20 protein-coding genes are annotated in these 24438 nt (G+C 49.4%); 6 read left to right on the top strand and 14 right to left on the bottom strand.

Annotation, left to right across the window (positions count from 1 at the left end):
* Window positions 1-63 precede the first annotated feature (63 nt).
* The 3 genes from nrdR to psbB all read right to left on the bottom strand — a co-directional run bounded on the left by nrdR (window position 64) and on the right by psbB (window position 2578).
* Window positions 64-612, bottom strand: coding sequence for a transcriptional regulator NrdR (gene nrdR, locus H6F88_RS19745; protein ID WP_190644447.1), 549 nt, complete (start codon window positions 610-612; stop codon window positions 64-66).
* Between the two features lie 151 nt (window positions 613-763).
* The gene (locus tag H6F88_RS19740; protein WP_190644446.1) at window positions 764-862 is read right to left on the bottom strand and encodes a photosystem II reaction center protein T; all 99 of its coding nucleotides are present in this window, start codon (window positions 860-862) and stop codon (window positions 764-766) included.
* 183 nt (window positions 863-1045) lie between these two features.
* A complete protein-coding gene (gene psbB, locus H6F88_RS19735; protein WP_190644445.1) occupies window positions 1046-2578 on the bottom strand; it encodes a photosystem II chlorophyll-binding protein CP47 in 1533 nt (510 codons plus the stop codon).
* A 274-nt stretch (window positions 2579-2852) separates the two neighbouring features.
* Between psbB and H6F88_RS19730 the strand changes: the two genes are divergently transcribed.
* Window positions 2853-3149 carry a 2Fe-2S iron-sulfur cluster-binding protein gene (locus tag H6F88_RS19730; protein ID WP_190644444.1) on the top strand — a complete coding sequence of 99 codons (297 nt, stop codon included), beginning with the start codon at window positions 2853-2855 and terminating at the stop codon, window positions 3147-3149.
* Window positions 3150-3299: 150 nt separating this feature from the next.
* Window positions 3300-3413 carry a photosystem II reaction center protein PsbM gene (psbM, locus tag H6F88_RS19725; protein WP_190644443.1) on the top strand — a complete coding sequence of 38 codons (114 nt, stop codon included), beginning with the start codon at window positions 3300-3302 and terminating at the stop codon, window positions 3411-3413.
* A gap of 94 nt (window positions 3414-3507) precedes the next feature.
* Here the strand turns inward: psbM and H6F88_RS19720 are convergent, their stop codons facing one another.
* From H6F88_RS19720 to H6F88_RS19710, 3 genes are all read right to left on the bottom strand, one after another.
* Window positions 3508-4455, bottom strand: coding sequence for a site-specific DNA-methyltransferase (locus H6F88_RS19720; protein ID WP_190644442.1), 948 nt, complete (start codon window positions 4453-4455; stop codon window positions 3508-3510).
* Between the two features lie 149 nt (window positions 4456-4604).
* Window positions 4605-5453, bottom strand: coding sequence for a universal stress protein (locus H6F88_RS19715; protein ID WP_190644441.1), 849 nt, complete (start codon window positions 5451-5453; stop codon window positions 4605-4607).
* Window positions 5454-6056: 603 nt separating this feature from the next.
* Window positions 6057-6374 carry a hypothetical protein gene (locus H6F88_RS19710; RefSeq protein WP_190644440.1) on the bottom strand — a complete coding sequence of 106 codons (318 nt, stop codon included), beginning with the start codon at window positions 6372-6374 and terminating at the stop codon, window positions 6057-6059.
* 606 nt (window positions 6375-6980) lie between these two features.
* Here H6F88_RS19710 and H6F88_RS19705 point away from each other — a divergent pair.
* Window positions 6981-7463 (top strand): thioesterase family protein, encoded by a 483-nt coding sequence (locus H6F88_RS19705; RefSeq protein ID WP_190644439.1) that lies wholly within the window; start codon window positions 6981-6983, stop codon window positions 7461-7463.
* A 352-nt stretch (window positions 7464-7815) separates the two neighbouring features.
* Here the strand turns inward: H6F88_RS19705 and H6F88_RS19700 are convergent, their stop codons facing one another.
* Both H6F88_RS19700 and pruA read right to left on the bottom strand, forming a co-directional pair.
* Complete coding sequence (locus H6F88_RS19700) at window positions 7816-8031, bottom strand: hypothetical protein (RefSeq protein WP_190644438.1); 216 nt, start codon at window positions 8029-8031, stop codon at window positions 7816-7818.
* A 251-nt stretch (window positions 8032-8282) separates the two neighbouring features.
* Complete coding sequence (gene pruA, locus H6F88_RS19695) at window positions 8283-11306, bottom strand: L-glutamate gamma-semialdehyde dehydrogenase (RefSeq protein WP_190644437.1); 3024 nt, start codon at window positions 11304-11306, stop codon at window positions 8283-8285.
* A gap of 836 nt (window positions 11307-12142) precedes the next feature.
* Here pruA and H6F88_RS19685 point away from each other — a divergent pair.
* Window positions 12143-12580: a hypothetical protein gene (locus H6F88_RS19685; protein WP_190644435.1), complete on the top strand. Its 438-nt coding sequence runs from the start codon at window positions 12143-12145 to the stop codon at window positions 12578-12580.
* Between the two features lie 133 nt (window positions 12581-12713).
* Complete coding sequence (locus H6F88_RS19680; protein WP_190644434.1) at window positions 12714-13373, top strand: hypothetical protein; 660 nt, start codon at window positions 12714-12716, stop codon at window positions 13371-13373.
* 89 nt (window positions 13374-13462) lie between these two features.
* Here the strand turns inward: H6F88_RS19680 and H6F88_RS19675 are convergent, their stop codons facing one another.
* On the bottom strand, window positions 13463-14518 hold the full coding sequence (locus tag H6F88_RS19675) for a hypothetical protein (protein WP_190644433.1): 1056 nt from the start codon (window positions 14516-14518) through the stop codon (window positions 13463-13465).
* Between the two features lie 33 nt (window positions 14519-14551).
* Here H6F88_RS19675 and H6F88_RS19670 point away from each other — a divergent pair, with 33 nt between their 5' ends.
* Entirely contained in the window at window positions 14552-15046 is a 495-nt protein-coding gene (locus H6F88_RS19670) for a cupin domain-containing protein (RefSeq protein ID WP_190644432.1), read from the top strand.
* A 79-nt stretch (window positions 15047-15125) separates the two neighbouring features.
* Here the strand turns inward: H6F88_RS19670 and H6F88_RS19665 are convergent, their stop codons facing one another.
* The 5 genes from H6F88_RS19665 to H6F88_RS19645 form a co-directional block, all read right to left on the bottom strand.
* Window positions 15126-16028, bottom strand: coding sequence for an LPS biosynthesis glycosyltransferase (locus H6F88_RS19665; RefSeq protein ID WP_199333704.1), 903 nt, complete (start codon window positions 16026-16028; stop codon window positions 15126-15128).
* Window positions 16029-16358: 330 nt separating this feature from the next.
* Window positions 16359-17312, bottom strand: coding sequence for a DMT family transporter (locus H6F88_RS34570; protein WP_347277716.1), 954 nt, complete (start codon window positions 17310-17312; stop codon window positions 16359-16361).
* A gap of 85 nt (window positions 17313-17397) precedes the next feature.
* Window positions 17398-18753, bottom strand: a complete 1356-nt coding sequence (locus H6F88_RS19655) for a sorbosone dehydrogenase family protein (RefSeq protein WP_190644430.1) — start codon at window positions 18751-18753, stop codon at window positions 17398-17400.
* A 107-nt stretch (window positions 18754-18860) separates the two neighbouring features.
* Complete coding sequence (locus tag H6F88_RS19650; RefSeq protein WP_190644429.1) at window positions 18861-19367, bottom strand: hypothetical protein; 507 nt, start codon at window positions 19365-19367, stop codon at window positions 18861-18863.
* A gap of 129 nt (window positions 19368-19496) precedes the next feature.
* On the bottom strand, window positions 19497-24383 hold the full coding sequence (locus H6F88_RS19645; protein ID WP_190644428.1) for a PAS domain-containing protein: 4887 nt from the start codon (window positions 24381-24383) through the stop codon (window positions 19497-19499).
* Between the last annotated feature and the right edge of the window lie 55 nt (window positions 24384-24438).

The following is a 24438-nucleotide window of genomic DNA, read 5'->3' as shown; positions in this document are numbered from 1 at the left end:
TCAAATCTTCCAGAATAGAGCGTTTGGAAAATCTAGGAGAATTTGTACGTACACTGCTAGAACCTATGAATGAGTTACAAAAGACTGAGGTTCTACTCTTTCTTCAAGATTTAAGTTGGAGTCTATTTTTGAGCTTTGATGATTGTCTGTGCTGGTATCGCTAGATGCTTGCAGGTGAGTTAGCGTGTCTGCAAAATCTCGGATACCGCGAAACTGACGGTACACCGATGCAAAGCGCACATAGGCAACTTCATTTAAGCTTTGTAGGTGGTGCAGTACGAGTTCACCAATTTCATTGCTAGGCACTTCGCGCAAGGCCCGCTGCTGAAGCTCTGCCTCAATTTCATCCACAATATTGTCGAGTGCAACCTGCTCAATTCCAGTTTTTTCGCAGGCGCGAACGATCCCTCGTAATAACTTAGAACGATCAAAAGATTCGCGATCGCCCCCTCGCTTAATCACGGTAATGGGAACATATTCAATGCGTTCGTAGGTCGTAAATCGGCGGTTGCACTGCAAGCACTCTCGCCGTCGTCGAACGCTTTGCCCCGACTCGGCGGAGCGAGATTCCAAAACTCGATTATCTGTAAATTGACAGAATGGACACCGCATGGAAAAACCCAAAAGGGATACGTCTATTTAAGAACAAAACCTGAGCCAAACCTTTATAGGATGGCTCAGGTTACTAACACAACTTGAGAATACACTTTCCAAGCTAAATTAAGTTGTGATCTTGGAATGTGAACATTTATCACGCTATGCTCTAATCCTTGTTAATCCGGGGTGGCTCACGGAAAGCGATCGCAAAAAACAAAACACCAATCGCACCAGCCAAAACCAGGATGTAAGCAACACTTTCCATAATTTTCGCGTTCCTATTCGCCCAGCACCTAATAGTTTACAGACAAAAGAGAGAATAAGTTAAAAGCTGTAGCCCAAACGACACAAAACTATTCTCTCTCATCCCAAATCATTCTCTTGAATCTTTAGAATGGCGAGACATTAGCTTTGCTGCTGGCCCGCCATTCTAGAAAAGATTTGGATTTTAGACAGGCTCTTTTCGACGGGTTGACTTGTCACCCACTTTCTGGAAGAAGCCCCACTCGACTTGCTCCTCAGACAGATCAGGATCAACCCCAGCAAACACGTCGCGGAACAGTGTCCGAGAACCGTGCCAGATATGTCCAAAGAAGAAGAGCAGTGCAAAGACCGCGTGACCGTAGGTAAACCAACCACGAGGGCTAGTACGGAATACACCGTCAGAGTTCAGCGTTTCACGGTCAAACTCAAACGGCTCACCGAGCTGAGCTTTACGGGCATAGCGCTTCACAGTTGCCGGATCTTTGAAGGTTTGACCATCCAATTCACCACCATAGAAGCTAACCGTAACGCCGGTTTGCTCAAAACTGTACTTGGATTCAGCCCGACGGAACGGAATATCCGCCCGAACAACACCATCTTTGTCAGTCAAGATAACCGGGAATGTTTCAAAGAAGTTAGGAAGACGACGCACCGTCAACAGACGGCCCTCTCCATCCCGGAATTCGGGATGTCCTAACCAACCTTGAGCAATTCCGTCGCCTTTGTCCATGGGTCCAGTACGGAACAAACCACCCTTAGCAGGGTTGTTTCCGACGTAGTCATAAAACGCCAGCTTCTCAGGAATTCCTTCCCAGGCTTCTGAGACACTTTCACCATTTGCCACACTGGCTTGTACACGGCGATCAATTTCTTGCTGATAGTAACCGCTGTCCCACTGATAGCGGGTTGGACCAAACAGCTCAACTGGGGTTGCAGCGCTGCCGTACCACATGGTACCAGCGACCACAAACGCAGCAAAGAAAACAGCAGCAATACTGCTAGAGAGAACGGTTTCAATGTTCCCCATGCGCAATGCTCTGTAAAGTCGCTCAGGTGGACGCACCGTCAAGTGGAATAAGCCTGCAATAATGCCGACTACACCAGCCGCAATATGGTGAGCTACAATGCCACCTGGATTAAACGGATCGAAGCCCTCTGGTCCCCAAGATGGAGCGACAGGTTGCACACTGCCCGTTAAACCGTAGGGATCAGACACCCACATACCTGGTCCAAATAGACCAGTCAGGTGGAATGCACCAAACCCGAAGCAAAGTAGTCCAGACAAAAATAGGTGAATACCAAACATCTTGGGCAAGTCAAGTGCAGGTTCACCCGTGCGTGGGTCTCTGAACAGCTCCAGATCCCAGTAGACCCAGTGCCAGCAGGCAGCTAGGAACAACAGACCAGAAAGCACGATATGTGCTGCGGCAACTCCTTCAAATGACCAGAAACCCGTGTCAACTGCTGGACCACCAGTGATGCTCCAGCCACCCCAGGATTCGGTAACCCCTAGACGTGCCATAAATGGCAAAACGAACATGCCCTGTCTCCACATGGGATTCAAGACGGGATCACTGGGATCAAAAACAGCTAGCTCATATAAAGCCATCGAGCCAGCCCAGCCCGCTACCAGGGCAGTATGCATCAGATGCACAGCGATCAATCGGCCTGGATCGTTCAGGACGACTGTATGTACTCGGTACCAGGGTAGTCCCATTGACTACGCTCCTCCTATATGTTTCAACGCTTCCTTCAGCATTTTATTAAGGCATCTAATAATACTGATGAGCCTATCAGAGATAAGACTATCAGAAATTAGATACTAGCCAACCAACCAAGACTTACTGCTGTCTGCCCTTTCAGACCCAAGGCAGAACAATTTCGACAGTTTGACAATAAGCTTGTAAAAATGAAAGTGTATGTAGAAGTGTAACCAGTGTGGGGAGCTAATGCAAGCGCTATGAATACGAAGCGCAAGGAAGAGAAGCGGTATGGCTAATATTAAGTTTGTTGAAGAAGAACGGGAAGTTATTGCTGCCGACGGTGCAAACCTGAGGTTCAAAGCCCTTGAAAATGGCATTGACCTCTACACCTTCATGGGCAAGATGATGAATTGTGGTGGGTACGGGCAGTGCGGTACCTGCGTTGTTGAAATTGTAGAAGGGATGGAAAACCTATCGCCTAGAACCGAAGTGGAAAATCGCAAGCTCAAAAAAAAGCCAGAAACCTATCGGCTTGCCTGTCAGGTAGTGGTCAACGGACCAGTGAGTGTGAAGACAAAGCCGTAAGTAAATAGACAAAAACTAGGGGAGTAGACTACGAGGTTGCTCCCCTAGTTTTTGTAACACTGCTTAGTGAATAGACGAAATGCAAAACTCACTGGGTGGTATTCTTGTGTCAGGTCTGTCTTTTTTGAATGAGCTTAGGGGCTGGATTCAATGCAAGTTAATGATTTAGGATTTGTTGCCGTTATTCTGTTTGTGTTGGTTCCAACAGTTTTTCTGTTGATCCTTTACATTCAAACGGCTAGCCGTGAAGGAAAAGGTTCTTAATCGATTTATCGATTGACTGACAATTTATTAGGATTTACTTTTGAATAAAGGAGCGTCGAGTTTTTACACTTGGCGCTTCTTTGATTAAGAAGCATTACGATTCTATGTGTTTTTGTAAAGGGAAGCTGTTGCGCTCCCAGAAGACGCGATCGCCATATCCTTGAATTTGGCGATCGCTCTCTGCTAGTTCTAATCGCTTCTCGGCTAGGCAAGCATAATATTGGTCAAGTTCAATCCCAACAAAGCGGCGATCGAGTTTTTTAGACACCACTGAAGTCGTGCCAGAGCCAAGAAATGGATCAAGCACAACTGCTTCGGGAGGCGAGCTTGCCAGAATGATTTTTGCCAGCAGCTTTTCCGGCTTTTGGGTAGGGTGGTTCGTGTTTTCGGGCATTGACCAGAATGGTATTGTGATATCTGTCCACAAGTTAGATGCTGCGGTCAAGCGAAAGTTACCATTGGGGCTGCGTTCCCAGTCCTTGGGACGACCCTGAGTGTCTGTATAGGGAGCGCGTACCTGTCGCTTTAGTTGGACGGCAGCAGCATTAAAGTAATAGTTTTCAGAAACGGTGCAGAACCAGATGTCTTCGGCACAGTTTTTCCAATTTGCCTTTGCGCCACGTCCTTTCTCACGTTCCCAGGTGATACGGTTGCGGATGATAAAGTATTGGGAAGCAACGGCATAGAGGGCGGGAGAAGATTGCCAGTCGCCGCAAAGATAAACAGAGGCAGTCGGTTTAAGCGTGCGAACCAAGCGTGAAAGCCAGCTATCAACCCAAACCTCATAATCAGCTAGCGATCGCCGCCTGACAATTTGTTGATTGAAGCGCTTGCTCAGGTTGTAGGGCGGATCGACAAATAACAAATCGACAAATTTTGTTGGCAAATAATCCAGCACTTCAAATAGATCCTGGCAAACGGTTCGATCCAGGAGAGCGGCTGGTTCAACGGGTTCACTTAGATGAATTAACTTTTGGCAGTAGTGCGATCGCTCTGTCTCACTTAATTGAAGGGTGCGGTTGCGGGGAGCAGGCGCTTTCATCTAGGGCAAGGGTTTAGGACAACAGGCGTTGCTGGAAGAACACTACCCAGACGTTTATCCAAACTCGTCAGGGCGTTCCGCGAAACGCCCTGACAAAATTCACGCCTTGCAGCAACGCCCATCAATCTACACTGTTCGGGCTACTTTGTTTAGGAAACGGTTCGAACTAGCAGGACGGGACAGTTTGCATAAACCCGTACATAGTCTGAAAGGGATTGTCCCAAAAGACGATCCAAATCAGGTAACGCTTTTGCAACCGAGGGACGTCGCTCAGGCGAACCCAATACTAATAAATCAACGTTGAGCTCATCGGCGGTTTCACAAATCCGCGCTCCCGGTTTGCCGACTGGAGCCACACAGCGGTAGTTGATTCCCAGCTTTTTGGCTTCAGCGATCGCTGGAATCAACACTGGATCTTGATTTGGATCAATCTCCACTTCATCCCGCTTGACCTTCAGATCAGGATTTGTGTGAGCCAGAATCAGCTGCCCTCCCTTAATATCTCGCAGGAACGACAACGCCAGTTTTAAGGACGCTTGAGCCGAAGCAGAGTTGTCCATCGCCACCATGACGCGGTTAATTTTTCTAACGTAAATGTCATCTCTGACCAGCAGCATGGGACGGGAAGCCAGTTGAAACACGTACTGGCTTACGGAATTCTCTAAAATTGACTGCAACCGCTTTAGTCCCCGTGATCCCATGATGATCAGGTCGGCATCTATTTCTTCGGCAACTCGGCAAACCACATCTTTCGGGTCACCTTCTCGCAACATAGCAGTTGTGCGGTTTGGGTCAAGCTGAAGCGTTTGAACCGCTTTTGCTAAGGTTTTTCCGCCACTTTCCCAACTTTGGGTCATTGCATCAGCACTGGCTTGAGGCGGCACGACATGCAAGATCGTCACAGATGCTCCTTGAATAGATGGAATCTCCATCAGAGCTTTGAGCATTTCTTCAGATTGTCCTATGCCTGAGTCTGCCAGCAAAATTTTTTCTATCATCGTTGCCTCTCACTTAAAGCGTTTTGAACTGAATAACAAGCTGCTGCTACCGCTAAAACAGTAAAAATTGCTCGACAAAAAATCCAACGATCTGCAATAGTTTGATACAAATAATGTCAAACAACAAATCGCTGGGCGATCGCTCTCAATTCGCCTTTGCTCAGTCATCATAACCCTTGCTGCAGCGCTTCAATTCGTTTTTTGAAGATTGATAACAAAGGGTTAAGGCGAATTTTGACCGATATAGCTGCACCCAGAAGTTGGGCAAGAAAGTGGTGTATAGCTGTGGTCTGCATGACTTTACTTGTCCAACTTGATGTGACTTCGACAACGCTGTTTCAGGTGCGTGTTGCGCCACTGAAATAGTAAAAATCGTGTCCTGCACGTTGCATAGGACACGATTTTTCACTCTCGCTGAATTTCTTACAGCCGTTTCCACTTGGATAGACCACAAATCCCTGTAGGGGTCGTTCGCGAACGACCCCTACGCTATGGCTTACCCATCGAAAAATGGCTGTAAGCAAGCGCAGTTTTCTTTCTGCATTCCGTCTGTGAGGGGGTAGGAGCTAAACCCCTATCCCCTGATCCTGTTGGAAACTGGCTTTAGTCTTGGGTGATTCCAAGCAAATCTTTTACGGGATTGCTAACAAACTTCCGCCTAAATGACTGCACAGAATTCAAAGTATTCTGTAGCCGCCTCTGAACGCGCTCTTGTTTAACCACCATGTAGCGCCGCTGAAGAAATACTCGGCGATCCCAGATTGAACCGTTAAACCAGCGCTCGTATGTAGTTGTGGCAGTATCGGTCAAAAACCGTCGCCAGAGCCTCGTTAAGTTCACACTAGAAGTCTCCTTAGCTCGAAGCCGCCCATTAGCAATCATCGCCTGCCGCAGTTCTACATCGTCGCACAGGGCTTGCAAGCTGTTTAACAGTTCATCCAGTGAGTTAACTTCGAGGTAATCCAGATCTCGTTTGCGTTCTGCTTGAAATGCTGGCTCTTTTCCGAGAATGGCTGGAACTCCTGCATGTCAAGCATTACATAGCTTCAATGCAGGTTTGACACGAAGGGTTTTGAGTGGTATGAAACGTCGCACGGATATGACAGCATCGATTTCACTCTAATCATTCCATCCTTCACGACCAACGATGCGCCAGCGCGGCTCCATTGCCTCCAAAGACTTGAAGGTGTCACTCTTACGCAACTTCCCAAGAGTATAGTTGGGCAACCTCTTCTATCAATAGATCTATCTACGCAATTTCACTGAATCTTTAAAGTAACTTGAGAGTAATCTGAATAGTTAGCATGATTAGACCGATCGTCTAGCTCTCCTAACGTCTATAGGACAGGGACTTTGGGCTATGGCTATTGCTAACCTGGGAAGACAAAGAATTTAACCGCTTGGCCACACACCTTAACTACGCAGTAGGTACTTTTGTGTAGAGGTCGAAAGGTCTAAGTAATGTAAGAATTAGTGTGGAAATATGGCTTCTCAGAGAAGCCCTGCGTTGAGTGGGAGTGATCCTTTATGCAGCCACAGCTAGAGCCAACTAGTGCAATTCATCTAAACTCGTTGCAGGCAGTGACGGAAAGCTGGTTTGAATATCCAGTCCGGGCACAGCCCCACCATACGGACTATGCCGGAACGGTCTGGCACGGTTCCTATATCGTCTGGTTAGAAGAAGCGCGAGTGGAATGTTTGCGATCGCTTGGCATCGAATTTGCCGACCTGGTCGCGCTGGGCTGCGATCTGCCCGTTGTTGATTTGTCCATCCGCTATCATCGACCGCTTCGCATGGGAATGGCGGCGATTGTCAAAGCCAGAATGACCCAGATGGAAGGTGTGCGAATCAACTGGGATTACCAAATCCATTCTCCCGATCGCCAGGAGCTTTACGTAACGGCGCAGGTCGCCCTGGTTGCAGTCGATCGAGAAAAAGGCAAAATTATGGGCCAACTACCTCCAGCAGTGAAGGATGCGCTGGCAAGGCTCATGCCACCTGAGGGGTAAGGCAACTTCTCATACCCAATCCGTCTGTGGAGTAGCGGTATCGGCAGGGGCGAAGCATTCGGTCTCAATCCCTGTCACTGAGACACAATTCTTTTGCCGAATGCTTCGCCCGTACACCAAATAGGGCTTCTTTATGAAATGGATTCCGTATCAGAAACGAAGTTTGGAAAATAAAGGGTTGTGGTTGCCCATTGCCACCCTTGAAAAGGAACGACGGGTGTAACAACCGTTGAGGAAGTGCTACGAGTCTTATCGCGCAGTATGGTGAATTACAAAACGCCAGTGACAAATTCGAAAGCACTAGATGACCTTGCTGAGCGATTAGGGAGTGTCATTAGTGATTAATTACTGGTTATCCCTGAAAGAGTTGCACGATCTGTCGCAATAAGTCTAAAGGGGTGATGCCGAAGATAAAGTAGAGCGCTAGGAGTAGCAAAAAGAGAGTAATTCCAATGCTAATCACTGCTTTTGTAATGCGCAGAAACAAGCCGAAGACGGCAAAGGCGACAACCAGCAGCAGAATCAAAACCAGTATTTCTCCAATGCCCACCGTGCTTACCTCATTCATTTACCCTCACTACTCTACCTGGTTACCTGACACAACTCCCAGAACCGTTACCACACGTAGGTTGGGTGAAGCAAAGCGGAACCCAACAGAAGCATTAAGCGTAGGATGAACTTTATCCATCCTACGCTTAATGTTAGGTCTGATACTGCGGTGTTGGGTTGCGCGATGCTCTACCCAACCTACTTTATGGGGATGTTTTTGAATGTGAAATCAAAGGTTTTGCATTCAAAAACATTTCTCCATTTGGCAATTTACTCTACTCCTTCAATCGGAGCAAAGCCTTGACGCTGGATATTTTCGGTGACGGCACGGGGTTCGAGGAATTGCAGCAGGTAGTCTGGCCCGCCTGCCTTGGAGCCAACGCCGGAGAGTTTGAAACCGCCAAATGGTTGACGAGCCACGATCGCCCCGGTAATTCCCCGGTTGATATACAGATTGCCAACTTCAAACTCATCTTGGGCCCGCTCAATGTGAGAGGGGGTGCGAGAGTAGAGTCCGCCTGTTAGGGCATAGAGGGTGCCGTTGGCGATCGCTATTGCCTGATCAAAATTCTTCGCCTTCAAGATTGCCAACACTGGACCAAAAATTTCCTCCTGGGCGATTTTGGCATCGGGTGAAACGTCGGTGAAGATAACCGGCCCAACGAAGTAGCCATTTTCGGGGGCGGGCACTTCTAGCGCTACTGTTGCTTCGGTTTTACCTTTTTCAATGTAGGCTTTGATCCGGTTTTGGGCGGCTGCGTCGATTACGGGTCCCACCTGAGTGCTGGGCAGTTCTGCGGCTCCTACGTTGAGCGATCGCGCCGCTTCCACGACCCGATTTACGAACGTCTCATAAATCGGCTCCAGTACAATCACCCGTGAGCAGGCAGAACACTTTTGACCGCTATAGCCAAAGGCAGATTGCACCACCCCTTGAACTGCCTGATCTAAATCGGCGCTTTCATCCACGATGATGGCGTTTTTGCCGCCCATCTCTGCCACAACTCGCTTCAGGTGCTTTTGTCCAGGCTGTACGATCGCTGCTTCTGCATAAATTCGGCAGCCCACTTCTTGAGAACCTGTAAACGTGATCATGTGAACGTCAGGATGCTTCACCATGTGAGCGCCCACGCTAGAGCCTTTTCCTGGCACAAATTGGACAACACCTTTGGGAATTCCCGCTTCTACCAGAATTTCTGCCATCTTTGCAGCAATTACAGAAGAGGTTTCTGCGGGCTTCAGCAATGTACAGTTTCCTGCCACCAGTGACGCAACGGTCATGCCCGTGGGAATTGCTAGTGGGAAATTCCAGGGAGAAATGATCAGCGAGATCCCTCTCGGCTCATAGCGATAGCGGTTTGTTTCCCCGGGCAGGTCGTAGCTATACCCTTGACTCAACCGCTCTATTTCGTCGGCGTAGTAGCGGCAGAAGTCGATCGCCTCTGATACTTCACCGTCTGCTTCCTTCAGCGCTTTGCCCGTTTCCAGCACCATCCACGCCGATAGTTCTGCCCGTCGCTGCTCCATTAGATCGGCAGCTTTTCGTAATATATTTGCTCGTTCTATTGCGGGTGTTTTTCTCCAGGCAGGAAAGGCTGCTTTAGCGGCGGCGATCGCTTGATCTGCCTGCTCCACGCTCAACAACCCGACCTGACCAATTACCTCCGACGGGTTGGAGGGATTCACCGAATTCACCGTTTCCTGGGTCGATTGATATTCGCCATTGACCAGCGGCAGGTAAGTTTTGCCTAACTGCTGACGCACGGTTTGCAGGGCTTTTTGGGCGCGATCGCGTTCCGAGAGAATGGCGTAGTCAGTGTCGGAGGCGTTGGGGAAGAGGGGGTTAGGGGCTAGGTGGGAGTTGGGGACTAGGAATTGAGTGGAGTGTCCGTTGCCGTTTGCCAATTCCCGATTATCCTCTTCAAATTGAGGAGGAGATAGCAATTCCTCAACGGGACGCTCTTCCAGATTTTGTTTGAGGAAGGAACTGTTGGCGGTGTTTTCTAGCAGTCGGCGGATCAGGTAAGCCATGCCAGGAATCAGCTCACCGTAGGGGCAGTAAACCCGGACACGGTAACCCATATCTGCGATCGCTTTTGCCAACTTATCCCCCATTCCATATAGCACCTGCAATTCAAAGCGGCGACGGGGAATGTTCAGCGTTTCAGCGATGGCGATCGCGAGTGCTTGCGATCGGACGTTGTGGCTACCGATCGCAGCGAAGAGATATTCGTGGTTTTCGAGCAGGCGAATCGTCATGCGCTCGAAGTTAGCATCCGTTGAGGTTTTATCGGCATAAACAGGCTGCGGCCAATCTTTTTGTGCGGCTTTGATTGTTTCCTGATCCCAATAGGCTCCTTTCACAAGACGCACAGTGAGTGGAGTGCCACGCTGTTTTGCCCAATCAATTACACCCTGCAAATCCTCATAGCTGTCGCGCAGGTAAGCCTGAAGCGTTACGCCAACATCGGTGCGGCTACGGAATTCGTCTTCTAATAAGATCTTCTTCAGAATGTCCAGTGTCAAATCTTTGTAAGCGTACTGCTCCATGTCAAAGTGAACGGCAGCACCGAGTTCCCTGGCGCGGCGAAGTAGGAGACGAATGCGATCGCTCACCCGTTCTTCACTGCCTTCCGCATCCAGCGGATCAAACTGGGAATAGAATGCAGTCAGCTTCACCGATACCTGCACTTTGGGCAGCGCTTCCCCATCTGCCTGATCGATCGCGTCTACCGTTGACCAGCGTTTGGCTGCATCGGTAAGCTGTTCCATCAATTCCAAATAGCGATCGAGGTAGGACTGTGCTTCAGCCTCGGTAATCACCGCCTCGCCCAACAGATCGACCGTAAACGCCATCTTGTCTTTGCGAAGCTGCTCGATTGTTTTGATCACCTGCCTGATATTTTCCCCGGCAATGTATTTGTGTGCCAGGGTTTCTACTGCTGTTGAAACGGTCGAAGCGGCGACCTGTCCTGGCATTGAGTCGGGGTTGGCAAAGTTGAGCATTCCCTTGAGTGCCCCTGGCAGTTCGACCGTCGGGTCGCTCAGGTATTCCTGCATGTGGCGGGCGATCTCAGGCTTGCTGCGGAGCGCAGGCAAACAGTCGATGAAACGAAAGAGCTGCACCCGTAAGCCCGGATTATTCATCGTCCAGGACAGCATCTTGTCATCCCAGCGCATCTGGTCGCGCATCTGAGCCAGGAAAGACCGATTTTCCCGCGTTGCAGAGAGTAGTTTGCGGGCGATCGCCTGAGTTTTAATTTCGTAGGTACTCTCAGATACTTGTAGAACCACAGTTAATAAATCCCTAAAAGTAACTTTTGCTCAGCCAACGGTGCATCAAGCTCTCATTTCCATTTCAGCGCAATTACTCGGTTACGCAACTTGCACCATTAGCCGATTGAATCATCTACTTCTATTGTCGGGTTTACTGCCTGATTCATGTCTTAAACTTTGTTGTGAAATGTTGATACAAGAGGGGGGTATCGGGTGTCAGGTTGGTTGGTGGAAAGGATTTGGATTAGAAGCGGAATGAAAGCGGAATGTTTTTGGCGATCGCCCCATCCATAACTTGAGATATTTTGGTGTCGCAGTTTTAAGTGAGTCTCCATGCTGGAACTTCTGCATCCTGATGATCTTCTCAGTCCGCTTTGCCATCTCCGTACACTGCAAGTCAAGGTTATTTATGTAGGAGCTACTGACTCTTCCCGTCCCGTTTCAATCTTTCTACACTTCTATAGGCAAATTCTTAAAGTAGAAAAACTTACTGCATTGGGACTTCTTTCAGGAATAAATTCCTATTCTTCAGGATATTAATCTACTTTTCGGTCAATTAGGAATCGTGATACTCCAGTAATAATTTCTTTAGGAAATGAAGAGATATTTAGGAATTAAGCCTGTTTTAGTTGAGGCTATTCAATGGAGAATGATTCGTCCTGTTAGTGGTACTGTTGATTGGTCTTTTTTCCTTATGAATAAATTGCTTTTATAGTTCAAATGAAACTAGAGTGAACTAGCCATAACGTAATGCGTTTATTCACTAGAGCGGTATGGGTTACGCTGCGCTAACCCCTCCTACAAATTGTTTGAATCACACTTTTTACCTCATAATCTTTCTTGGGTTGAGGAATATGCGATCTTTTTTTCGTTGGTTAAGGCCCTATGGTCTTGTCGTCTATTGGGTCATGCTTTTAGGATTGATGTACCTGGAGACTGTTAATAATCTTCCTATTCCAACTGATGCTGAAGGGGCAGCATTTGCCCAAAACTTTGAAAATGATTTGTCACGCAATGTTTTTGCTTCTTTGATTGAAATTACTTGCCTTTACTTAATTCTTCGTCCCTGGTCATTCACTCAGTCAATCGGTAGAGTGGTCGGCGCTTTGGTTCTGGTTCTGCTTTGGACATCTGGGCTGTTTTATGTTGCTTTCAACGCGGACAGAATAAGCAATGTCCTGGGAATTCACCTTTTGTGGCTGGTAGTTCTTAACTTGGGTTTAGTTGTGATTCTGATTTGGAGGGTTGGGAGGCTTTTGTGGCGATCGCTCCAACAATCACGTCAGCGCTGATCATGGCAATGCCCCTACGAAATTCATACATCAGATCAGCAATACCCCAATAGCCCTAACAGCACATTGAGTAGGATGATTACGACGAAACCAACTGTATCAATTCCATCAACTGTGTCGAGAAGATAGTGTTATGCTTACGCGCAAATTTTTAGCTCTGGCAATTCTAGGGGTGATTCCGATCGCGATCGCCTGTACCGAGCAATCACGACCTACTGCTTCAGAGTCCAGTTCTAGCTCTGCTGCACCGGATCTAAGCGATTCGTCTGCATCCTCAGAACCGCCCTTAGATACTTCTACAGAGGCGATCGTATTGGGACAATATTGTTACAGTGCTGACCAGCCTATGCAATCGACGGTGTTGCGCTTAACCGTAGCAGCGGATCAAACCGTCACCGGAGACAGTCGCGCCACCATTAGCAACGAGGCTCAAAACTACTATTCCTCCTTTGCTCAAAAGATTTCTGGCTCTGTGGAAGGAGATCAACTAGCTGCCCAAATTCGCACCTGGATTGAGTATGACGTACAGGATACTGAAGAAACCTGGAGTATCACCCCCAGCGAAATCGTTACGCCAGACATGGAACTGGCTAGTGCCGATTGCGAAGAGGTGCGACCGCGCTTTACAAATGAGGCTGGTCTGGAGGCGAGTGACCTACTGGATTCGGCTACTGCTGTGCATACAGAGCAAGTCCAGTTTGAGGCAGGTCGTAATAGCACAGTGATTAACCATGCCGTCATTCGCGGAGAACGGGATGTGTACTTGCTCAATGCTCAGGGAGGACGATCCTAAAAGATTAGGGATGCACTCCCGCGTCGTGGGGATGCTTCCCTAATCTTCTAATGGGAGAGTAAATCGGTATAACTTTTATGGCTAAAAGATTACTGGTCGTTAGAGCGTTCGGAAGTTCCAGTTCTGCTAATTAACCCTTTCAATACTTCTGCGTAGGGTAAATTGTGCCAGTTCCACCGTTGTTCTGGATGGGATGGTTGCTCTGGATGGGGCTGATCGAGTCCGGCTTCAGGACTGGCTTGGCTCCACCAGATCCAGCGGCTAGGGTCAAAATCGGGCTTACCGACGAGCCGTTTACCGGGTCGATAGGGTAGGTTTTGCCAAACCCAGAAAGCGTACCAACCGAGGGCAGCGTAAAACACCAGCACTCCGCATACTTCCGCAAAAATCACCCAGCTACCTACTTCTGGAGCAGCAGTCACAATTGGCGTGGGATCAGGAGTTATCGTTTCAGCGCCTGTTGTCTCTAAGATTGCTTGCTGTGCGCCGGTTGAGACTTTGCTGCTGACCCATAAATAGCTTTTGACGACCAGCCAGGAAGCTCCTGATAGTGCCTGCCCCACCTTTTCTAAGGTAAAGGAAGTAGCTGTTTCAACGGAGTCTCCTAGACCTGTCGCAGCCTCCGTACCGAGCTCAGCCGTGGAATCTTGCAGGGTATGAGCAGCCGTTTGAAAAAAGCTGGTAGTCGAGGTGGTGGCGCTGTCAATCGTGCCTTGAATGGTGGCTTGAACAGATGACTGAGTGGACTGGAGAAAGTCTGTCGCGCTATGAGTCGTTTGGGCGATCGCCTGCTTAACCTGCGAGGCAGCATTTTGAAGGGGTTGGGTGCTTCCTGCGGTCAGTTGCCCGATGTTTTCCTGGGCTGAGGTGGCGACGGTGGCTAACCAGTGAGCAACTTTTTGAGACAGTTCGCCTGCTGCATCTTTAGTGGAAGCGATCGCCCCACTTGCTGTCCTTACAGCGGGAGTCTCTGTCCAATCAACAGGCTGTCCCTTAGCTTTCATCGCTTCACTAATTTCGGGCTGCTTGCTTAGAATGGCTTTAATCAATTTCACGGGAGCATTCCACAGCGTTACTCCGCTGGAGGAATCATCGGATTGCACGGCAAGCAGGGTGAGGATGGGTTTGATCAGTTGTGCAGTCATGGACTTGTAGGAGTGAGATGGTAGGAGGAGAAAATGGAAGAAGATCAGGATTTAGCGCCGCTGCTCAAGGCCAGCTACATCGCTGCGATGCCTGAAATCGTTAAAACTCATGCACTTAATTCAAAGGCGGTGCGAAACACAAAATCCCTTAGCGATACCGTAGGAATGACTCGTTTAGCTATTCATCTGGTGAGAGTTGAACCCGGAAAAGAAACCACCCAGTTTCACTTTCACCACCAGGAGGAAGAATTTATTTACATCCTTTCAGGTCGCGGCATTGCCGAAATTGGCGATCGCTCTGTAGAGGTCGCTGCTGGAGATTTCATAGGCTTTACGGCTCCCTCACTGCCCCACAGTTTGAGCAATCCGTTTGAGGAAGATTTGGTTTATCTAATGGGTGGAGAGCGACGGAGTTTTGACGTATGCGACTATCCGCGATTGCGTCAGCGTCAGGTGAGAATGGGGAGCGATCGCCAACTGATCAACTGGGATGACATGCAACCAACCCCTCAACCGCCTTCACCGTAAAACTGAGTACTAATTCTTAGAGGGAAGGCACCCCGCTTCGCGGGGTGCCTTCCCTCTAAGGCTTTCCCTCGAAGAATTGTTAGAGCCAAGGTGAAAGCTGTCTGCGTAGCGCAAACCCAATTAGCCGACTTGGGACGCTTGACGTGCGAACGATCTTAAACCGCAGGAAACGCCCCCGCGCCAATCGCGCAATTCCCTTAAGGCGGGCTTGCAGTCTCGCGGTCAAAAGCTGAAGCTGGTTGCCCTTCCCATCTTCCTGAACTGCGTAGGGCGGCAAAAACGCCAGCTTGCCATACAGTACATCCGCTCGATGTACAGCACTCAGTCCATTCTGCCGATGTTCTGGATTGGGTCGTCCGCCATGTTCACCGTAATTGCGGAAAGGAATATAGTTTCTAAACCGCCTTGCCCGCAAAAACCCTTCAACCTGTGAATCCCAAGTCGTGTAAGCGTTTGCCCCACTAGTTGCGCGAATTTCCTCGACCATCTCGACTAACGCGCCCGCACTTCGAGGCGTGAGAATGTAAGCCACCATCGCAGTCGAAAAGCCGCGTGCATAGCCCCGCTCAGAAACGCTATAGATCTGCGGAGCACAAGTGTACAACCAGGTGATTCCCATATTCTGGTCATCTGGCTCGTAGGGCACTGGCAGCTTGCCCATACCTTCAACTGGCACAAAATCTGCTTCCACAATCAGAGTGGGTTGCTCTGCCTCGGATGCCTGTTGCCAAGCCCGCTGATGGTTAAGCATACAGAGATAGCTGGGCGATGAGCCGCGTAGCTCTTCCCGGTCAATCTGCCTCACCACTTCACATTCAAACCCCTCTTTGACAAGGGCTGCTTCAAGCACCTGAGTCGATTCGCGGTAGGCAATAATCAGAACCTTGCTAATCTGGTCAACTAATCGAAGCGCGCCAGGGTTCTGCTGATTTTGAGAATCAGTCGCTAACTCATCAGCCTTAGCCTGCTCAGTACTCACCATTGCCCGCCTTGCCCTTTACGAAACGACTCAAAAGCTACACCTTAGTAAAAGTTGATCGAAAGCTTGAAGTTTTTAGTCTAAGTAAAAACCCTAAACCAATTGTATTGTTTAGAACTTGATTCATATAAATTTTACGGTTTGGGTTGAAACGAACAGCAAAACGAATTATCCGTGCTGCTTCGCCCCATGACTGGATAAATTTAACTGAAAGCATAAGTTTTTCATAGCCGACAGATACGTAGAAATGCTGGCACGACTTTTACACAAATCGCAACTGAACTGCCCTAACTTCACCCAAAAAATACAATCGGGTTTGGTTCGTGAATCAGGTTATCCTTTAACAAATCGACGTTCCTGGCTGAGCAGAGCAACACTGAGGGTGACGATCGCCACTCCCAAAATCTGCACAACATTCAACGTTTCCTGAATCGTCAGCCATGCCAGGGCGACCGTTAGCGCTGGGTTGCTGGCGCCAATCATGGAGGCTGTAGTTGCTCCAATCAAACGAATTCCGAGATTGTTGAGCAAATGTCCAGCAAAGGTAAAAATGGCGGAGAGCAATCCCCCAATCCATAAAGCCAGCCACGGAAGCTGAGCCTCATGGATCTGCCAAACCAGCAAACAGGCTGCCGACAAAACTAATGTGGTGGCAAAGCTAATCCAAGTGAAAGGAAAGGGATGCAGTTTTTCAAAACTCTTTTGGGCAACGACGGTATAAAGAGCGTAAGCGATTCCAGAGGCGATGCCCGTGATGATGCCCAGCCAACTGCCACTGGTGCTGCTGGGGCTGACATGGGGAAGGGTCAAAAAGCTGCCCAACAGGACAAATCCCATAATGCCCCAACGCAAAAGGGACGGGCGATCGCCAAACCAGCGCCAGGAAAACAGCGCCGTAAACACGGGATAGGTAAAAAACAGCGTTAGTGCGATCCCGGCTGGAATTACCCCAATCGAGACGTAAAGCAACGCCAGATAGAGAAACATGAGAAATCCTGCGAGGAGCGATCGCCCCAGGAGCGATCGCTGTTCTACCTGCCACAACTGACGGAGTTCTCTCCAGGCTGGCGGATGCAGCTTGGGCACTAGAAATGCCATTAATGGCACCACCAATACCATTCGCATAAACATCAGCAAAAACGAATTTTGCAGATTTGGCGTAACAAATCCACCCGTTTGAAACACCCCTAAAACAGCGTGTTGGTTGAAGAGAACCCTGACGATGACGTTCTGAAAACAGAAAAAGAAGGAAGCGAGTAAAACAATTAAAAAACCGAACACAGCAATTTAGGTTAGGGACAGCTTGATCTTAAGGGTTGGGCAGTGGATAGGGAGAAGGAGTCATGAATTACTTCTCCCTATCCATTCCGCCCTATCCCTGATACTGAACCCGATATATCCGTCCATTCGGTTCTTCTGTGAATAGGAGACTACCATCGGGCAGTACGAGTACCCCGACTGGACGCCCCCAAGTGGTTGGGCCAGATGGATCGGTCAGAAACCCGGTGACAAAATCTTCGTATTCTCCGGTTGGGCGACCATTCTCAAACGGCACAAACACGATTTTGTAGCCTGTGCCAGCGCTGCGATTCCAAGAGCCACGGAAGGCAACAAACGCGCCATTGCGATAGCGTTCGGGGAAGGTCTCACCGTCGTAAAACTGTACCCCCAGAGCGGCTGAATGCGCCTGAAAAAGGACATCAGGGGCTTTGGTTTGGGCTGCTAGTTCTGGGTTGATGCTTTGTCCACCGGAAGTTTGACGAGGATCAAGTCGGTCAGGGCTGAAGTAAGCATAGGGCCAGCCATAAAAATCCCCTTGCTGAATTCGGGTGAAGTAGTCTGGCACCAGGTCGTCCCCCAAACCGTCCCGCTCATTCACCGTGGTGTAAAGTTCGCCAGTTTCGGGATGAAAGTCTAAACCAACGGGGTTCCGTAGTCCGTAGGCAAAGGTCTGTGGGTTTGAGCCGTCCAGATTCATCACTTGCACAGAGGCACGGGGCAGCGGTTCGCGATCGGCGTTAGAACGGGAACCGACGGACACATAAAGCTGCTGACCATCAGGAGATGTGACTACATTACGCGTCCAGTGCTGGTTATAGCCACCACCGGGGAGGTCGGCAATTTTTTCGCCGGAACCAGTAAGCTGCTGCTGCCCTTCAGTATAGGAATAGCGGCGGACTTCGGCAGAGTTGCCTAAAAAGAAAAAGCCATCGGCAAACGCCATACCAAAGGGAATGTTTAACCCGTTTGCGGCTTCAGCAAAGGTTTGGTTGACATCGGCTGCGCCATCGTCGTTGGTGTCTCGCAACAGGCGAATGCGGTTGTCTGGGGTTTCTGTCACCAACACGTCACCGGAAGGCGTTAAAGCTAGCCAGCGCGGTTCATTTAGCCCTTCAGCAAAAACGTTGACCGTAAACCCTTCGGGGACCTGCAAGGACGGATTCTCAGGAATGGGTACGACGTTGGGCCGCTGAGAAGCGCTTTGACTGGCGTAGGGTTCGGGCAGGTCAGCCGGAGTAATGCGAATGGGCGTGGGCGTTAAGGGTTCAGTCGGAATCAGGTTTTGCGGTTGAGGTGCTTGAGGGACCTCAGTTTCAGCAGATTCCATTTCGGCAGGTTGAGATGTAGATTGAGCGGAGGTTGTTTCTTGCTCCAGGGTTGCTTGAGTTTGAGTGCAAGCAGCGATCGCCAGCGCGATCGCCACCATCAAAAAACGTAAGGGACTCATCGCAGAAGGTTCCTATTACAACGAAACATCGTGAACACACTCTGGTGCATGATCTTTCTTCGTAATAACAAATTTCAGCGGTTTCAGAATTGCGATCGCCTTGTGAGTTAACGCTGACGAATTGCAGGATATTCAATCAGGACAGGGCCTTCTGGGATAAACCGAGCCTGATAGTTGGTTTTCTTGTTTTTTCCTCGCAAGTTGCCGATAGGAACTGCCTGCTTAAGCTGCTCTAACTCTTGCACCTCCCAAAACACTGCCCAGGTTGGAGCGTCAGTTGCAGTGGACGGGGGACGATAAATCGATTTACCCGGATAGCGACCGCGACGAGAGCCGACATAGCCCACATACAGTCCCCGCCAAGTCACTTCTGGGTTTAGGGGTTGATCGCCTTGGGCATCGGAGGCATAGATGAAGACTTCGATCGCCTTTCCATTCCGCAGCTTTTCGACTTCGCCCAACACCTCGAAGTCCATGCTGCCAAAGGCAACTTTGGGCGAATGGTCAGGCGGCAAGTCGTCAGAATCAAGTTGCGTGGCGATCGCCTCTAACCCTGAAATCAAGTGCCTTTCTGGAACGGGGGCAAGAATGGCGAAGGCATTAGTCTTTTGCATGAATCAAACACCGTTAAACAAAAAAGCAGCTTTTCTAGCCTACAGGGACGGATTAACTTTTGGGGAATCAAAATGAACCAGCAGAGGAAACAGGCGAGCCATAGAGTTCTCAAACCTTACCTCTGCATCTCAAATCACGCTTAATGACCTGATTGCCCGGATTAATTCTTTTGGCTCTACAGGTTTTGAAAGGTGAAGTTGGAATCCTGCGGCGATTGCCTGTTGCCGATCCAGTTCTCCAGCGTAGGCAGTCAGGGCGATCGCGGGAAGGGTGCCGCCTTGCTCAGGTGCCCATTTCCTAATTTGTCGAATCAGGGCATAACCATCCATCTCTGGCATCCCAACATCACAGAGCAGCAGGTCAGGCACAGACTGGTTGAGGAGGGTCAACGCCTGGATAGCGGAAGCGGCAGTGGTCACTTGTGCCCCAGACTGGCTGAGAACAAAGGACACCAACTCTCGCATGTCGGCATCATCATCTACCACCAATATTTGAATATGGGACAAGTCTGTTGGTGCTGCTAAAGGCTCATCCTGAGTGGATCGCACCTGACTGACGATATTGAGTGGCAGTTGGACGGTAAAGGTTGCTCCCAAATCTTGTCCTGGACTCTCTGCCCAAACCGTTCCGCCGTGCAGTTCGGTGAGTTGACGCACGATCGCCAATCCCAATCCGAGTCCACCAAATTGTCGGGTTGTGGTGCCGTCCTCTTGGCGGAAGTAGTCAAACACGTGAGGAAGAAACTCCGGCTTGATCCCTTTTCCAGTGTCTTTAACTTGAATCTGAGCAGATGCACCAACTTGCTCTAACTTGACCTCCACGCGCCCTCCCGGTGCCGTGAATTTCACCGCGTTAGAGAGAAGGTTCCAAACTATTTGCTGAAGCCGATTTGCATCACCCGAAACGGTGCCTGAAACGGGATTCAATATGGTTTGAATTTGTATCTGTTTGGCTTCGGCTGCTAAACGGACCGTTTCCAAAGCAGATTGAATGATGGTAGCCAGATTCACAGATGCCGTGTTTAAGACCATCTTTCCTTGTAGGATACGGGAGATATCCAACAAGTCTTCAACGAGTTGCGCCTGTAGCTTGGCGTTGCGTTCAATTGTTTCTAGAGCCTGTTCGGTTTTGGTTGCGTCTAATTGTCTATTGCGTAGGATTTTCGTCCAGCCCAGAATGGGATTGAGTGGCGATCGCAATTCATGGGATAGCACCGCCAAAAACTCATCTTTGACGCGGTTAGCGGCTTCTGCTTTGGCCCGATCCTGTTGGGCTACCTGATAGAGCTGAGCATTCTCGATTGCCAAAGAAGCGCGACGAGCTAATTCCTCTGCCAACTGCAAATCGACTGAGGTGTACTGCCGTCCAGACTCAGCAGCAATGAAGGAAATTACTCCTATCGTCCGGGACTGAGTTCGTAGAGGCACCGTCATCACAGAACTAAAGCCAACCTGTCGCAGAATTTCTAAATGCTCTGGGTCATGAGCCGCCTGCACTAGCAGCTCATCGGGGATCTCCGGCACAAAATCGGGCTGTCCAGTTCGCAGAGTGAAAGCAGCCCCACGAGGAGAATTGGGGTCTAACGGATATTTGTCCCGAATCTGATAAGCCCATTCCAGCTTAGCGGGGTCGATGTGAGCAACCGCAATCTGGTCAATCGAGCCATCTTCTTCAACCGTGTGAACGGTACACCAATCTGCTAATTTCGGTACGGTAAGCTGTGCAACTTGCTCCAACGTGGTCTGATAATCCAGGGAAGACGCCAGGACCGCACTTGCCTCAGAGAGAAACTGTTGGGCAAGCTCTAACCTGACGCGCTCTGTCACATCAACAACATAGACGAGGACCCCTTCGACCTGATTGTTTGAGTTGACCGTTGGTAAATAGTGAACGTTGTAATAACCAGGACGGCGATCGCCTCGTGCGGGTACATTGAGTGCGAGATTTGGCGAGATAAAAGGCTCTCCCGTCGTGTAGATCCGATGGAAGACCTCAACTAATGTAGGCTCGAACTCACCAAAAATATCTGCAATTGAACAACCCAAGTGTTGTTCGCGGGTTAATCCATTGATTTCAGCTAACGCTTCATTAATGGCAACATATCGCTGCTCACCGTCTAACCATGCGAGTCCAATTGGAGATGTTTCAAAGATGGTTGCCAGTTGATGTTGAGCCTCTTCTGCCTGCGATCGGGCAATGCGTTCACGCTCAAGCAATTGTTCTCGTTCCTGTTCAACTTGCTTGCGCTCCGTTATGTCAATCACAACACCAATTGAGTGCTTAGGATGTCCTTGCGTGTCGTAGGAAAACAACCCTCTTGCTTCGACCCAGTGAATCGAGCCATCTGACCAGCGTAGGCGATATTCGTGATGGTACTCGCTTTGCTCCTGCATCGCCTGCTGAAGCTTTGCTTCCGTTTCTGCCAGGTCGTCAGGATGAACTCGACTTGCCCAAATCTCGTAGCTCGGTTCACACTCACAAGGCTGTAGACCTAGTATGGTGAAATGCCCTGCTGACCAAGCAATTGTACCTGGCTGTATATCCCAGTCCCAGGTGCCCATCCGTCCAAGTTTGAGTGAGAGTTGCAGACGAGCTTCACTTTCCCGCAATTCTGCTTCTGCTCGCGATCGCTCCACGGCTAACCAGGTTTTTTCAGCGGTTCGCTCCAGCATTGCCACCTCTTCTTCGGTCCAATGGCGAGGAACTGCATGATGCAACGCCAGCAGCGCCACAAATTGCCCTGATTTAACCAGGGGAACACACAGAACAGACTTGGTTTGAATTGCATCAAAAGCCGCCGCTCCAACTCCGGCCGTGCGAGGATCGCGATCGACATCCTCGACCACAATGGTTTTACCTTGCTTCAGCTCGACCACAATTTCAGAACCAAACGAATTCATGTGGTGTCTGCCAACAATGCTGTTTACCCCATTGCAGTAATCGCGATCGACAATCACGTATTCCTGAGTGGGATCAATTTCACCGTAAGTAGAACGAGTGATATTAAAGTGTTGTCCTGTAGCGCTCACAACCCGCCACATAATATCCTTCGAGTCCTGAATAGTGCGAATGGCATCATTCAGTTCAATCAAAAATTGCTGCTGACGTTCCTTTCGCTGAAGCTCTTCGAGTAAGGCTTTTGCCTGCTGACGGGCTTGTACCTGGGCCGTGACTTCGATTCCATGAATCAAAATACTGTCGATGTGACCGTCGATATTTCTCAGCGGCAGAAAAACAAAATTGAAAACTCCTTCAACTAAATTGCCGCTACCATCTGCATCCCAACAAGACAGGTACTCATCTCCTTGAACAATCTCCCCTGTTTGATAGACACGATCATGAATCTCAAAATAGCCCTGACCTTCCATTTCGGGAAAGGCTTCTCGTGCCGTTTTGCCAATAATGTCTTCACTACGTCCAGAAACGGTAAGAAAGGTGGAGTTAGCTAGCTCAAAGACGTGCTCAGGCCCTGACAACACTGCAAACATGGCGGGGACTTGCATGAGAATGTCCCTTAACCGTTGGCGTTCATTTTCAGCCAACCGTCGGGCAGCCTGTTCTTGCTTTAGCAGGCGATCGCGCTCGGCTTCAATCTGCTTGCGCTCAGTAATGTTGAGTGAAACACCACTCATGCGAATGCCGCGCCCAGCCTCATCCAGATAAACACGTCCCTGGCTCTTGATCCAGTGATGCACTCCATCTGGGCCAATTACCCGATACTCCTGAACATAGGACTGGTCACCCGCGAGTGCCCGTTCAGCCGCCTGCACAATCTGTTGCTGATCTTCTGGATGAATCACCGCTATGAAATCTTCTGCTGTTCCAATGTGAACGCCCCAAACCTCTGCCCCATTAGGAGAACATACAACCTGGTTCGTTGTTAAATCCCTATCCCAGGCAACCATTTGAGCTGACGTAAGAGCAAGCTGTAACCGTTCTTCGGTCTGCCGTAGGTCTTCCTCGATTTGCTTGAGGCGAGTCACATCCTGAAACATGCCAATGCCGACCGCAGGATGTCCATGCATGGCGGGCAGCGTTTCTCCCCAGCACAGGGTTGAGCGAATACCGCCGGGGGTATACCAGTTCATCTCGTAGTTCTCTAGCCGTTCTCCCTGGGCGAGCAACACTGCAGGCATTCGTTCTGTGGGAATGCGATCGCCATTCCCATCGGTACAGTAATAGGCATCAACATACTCATCCAGGGACTTGTTTTTGGGTAAATCACCCCCTGCCAACTGGTTTGCAATCCGGTTGGAGAAGGTGACTTTTGCCGTTCCCGGTTCAATAAACACCATTGGCGTTGGCATCAAATCCAGCACCGCTTCCAACCATTTCTGCTGGTTTTCTAGTGCTTCCGTTGCTTGTTTGCGTTCCGTCACATCCCGAAAATAAACAGCTACTCCCTCTGCCGAAGGATAAGCACTGGCTTCTATCCAGCGTTGAATTGATTCACCAAATTCTTCCCATGTAACAAGAACTTGTTCTGCGACTGCCCGATGCATCGCTTGGTAGGCGACTCCACCTACCAATTCAGGAAAAACGTCGTTCCAAACGTGTTTGCCAATCAGTTCTTCTAGTGTTGTGTGCAGAAGTTGAGCTGCTGCCTGATTCACATAGGTGTAGCGCCAGTCCCGATCAAAGGCAACAAAGGCATCCGTAATGCTTTCCAGAATTATCGCGACCTTGTGCTCTGTTGCTTTGTCTGCCTTTGGAGTATCTTCTAAAAGCGCCTCTAATTCTTGCTTCTGATGCTGCAAGGTGGCAATTTCATGCTGCTGCTCCAGGATTTGATTTTGCAGCAAAGTGATCTGAGCACTACTCTCACTGAAATCGGTAGAATGCTCATCCTGGAGGCTACGAGCAAAGTGCTCAATCACCTCAGAGCGCGATATTCCTTGCTTGTGAGCTGCCTGATCGAGCGATCGCCACGCTGTACTGGTGAGAGAAATGCTAATTCGTTGCTTAGTCTCTGAAGCCCAATTGTTGACAAACTTACCAGTCGCATCGCGTTTCATGGAGCAGCAGTCCGTATGCGTAAACGGATCTTCATTCAAACCGAGTTTATTGGGA

Origin of the sequence: Oculatella sp. FACHB-28 (assembly GCF_014696015.1) — a bacterium.
Classification (GTDB): Bacteria; Cyanobacteriota; Cyanobacteriia; order Elainellales; family Elainellaceae; genus JAAUTN01.
Note: the sequence above shows the minus strand (reverse complement) of the source record. Positions and strands in the feature narration are given on the sequence as shown.

Bases quoted from the DNA above. Each gene is read 5' to 3' on its own strand.
- nrdR (WP_190644447.1), bottom strand. From the start codon at position 612: ATGCGGTGTCCATTCTGTCAATTTACAGATAATCGAGTTTTGGAATCT.
- H6F88_RS19740 (WP_190644446.1), bottom strand. From the start codon at position 862: ATGGAAAGTGTTGCTTACATCCTGGTTTTGGCTGGTGCGATTGGTGTT.
- psbB (WP_190644445.1), bottom strand. From the start codon at position 2,578: ATGGGACTACCCTGGTACCGAGTACATACAGTCGTCCTGAACGATCCA.
- H6F88_RS19730 (WP_190644444.1), top strand. From the start codon at position 2,853: ATGGCTAATATTAAGTTTGTTGAAGAAGAACGGGAAGTTATTGCTGCC.
- psbM (WP_190644443.1), top strand. From the start codon at position 3,300: ATGCAAGTTAATGATTTAGGATTTGTTGCCGTTATTCTGTTTGTGTTG.
- H6F88_RS19720 (WP_190644442.1), bottom strand. From the start codon at position 4,455: ATGAAAGCGCCTGCTCCCCGCAACCGCACCCTTCAATTAAGTGAGACA.
- H6F88_RS19715 (WP_190644441.1), bottom strand. From the start codon at position 5,453: ATGATAGAAAAAATTTTGCTGGCAGACTCAGGCATAGGACAATCTGAA.
- H6F88_RS19705 (WP_190644439.1), top strand. From the start codon at position 6,981: ATGCAGCCACAGCTAGAGCCAACTAGTGCAATTCATCTAAACTCGTTG.
- H6F88_RS19700 (WP_190644438.1), bottom strand. From the start codon at position 8,031: ATGAATGAGGTAAGCACGGTGGGCATTGGAGAAATACTGGTTTTGATT.
- H6F88_RS19685 (WP_190644435.1), top strand. From the start codon at position 12,143: ATGCGATCTTTTTTTCGTTGGTTAAGGCCCTATGGTCTTGTCGTCTAT.
- H6F88_RS19680 (WP_190644434.1), top strand. From the start codon at position 12,714: ATGCTTACGCGCAAATTTTTAGCTCTGGCAATTCTAGGGGTGATTCCG.
- H6F88_RS19675 (WP_190644433.1), bottom strand. From the start codon at position 14,518: ATGACTGCACAACTGATCAAACCCATCCTCACCCTGCTTGCCGTGCAA.
- H6F88_RS19670 (WP_190644432.1), top strand. From the start codon at position 14,552: ATGGAAGAAGATCAGGATTTAGCGCCGCTGCTCAAGGCCAGCTACATC.
- H6F88_RS19665 (WP_199333704.1), bottom strand. From the start codon at position 16,028: ATGGTGAGTACTGAGCAGGCTAAGGCTGATGAGTTAGCGACTGATTCT.
- H6F88_RS19655 (WP_190644430.1), bottom strand. From the start codon at position 18,753: ATGAGTCCCTTACGTTTTTTGATGGTGGCGATCGCGCTGGCGATCGCT.
- H6F88_RS19650 (WP_190644429.1), bottom strand. From the start codon at position 19,367: ATGCAAAAGACTAATGCCTTCGCCATTCTTGCCCCCGTTCCAGAAAGG.
- H6F88_RS19645 (WP_190644428.1), bottom strand. From the start codon at position 24,383: ATGAAACGCGATGCGACTGGTAAGTTTGTCAACAATTGGGCTTCAGAG.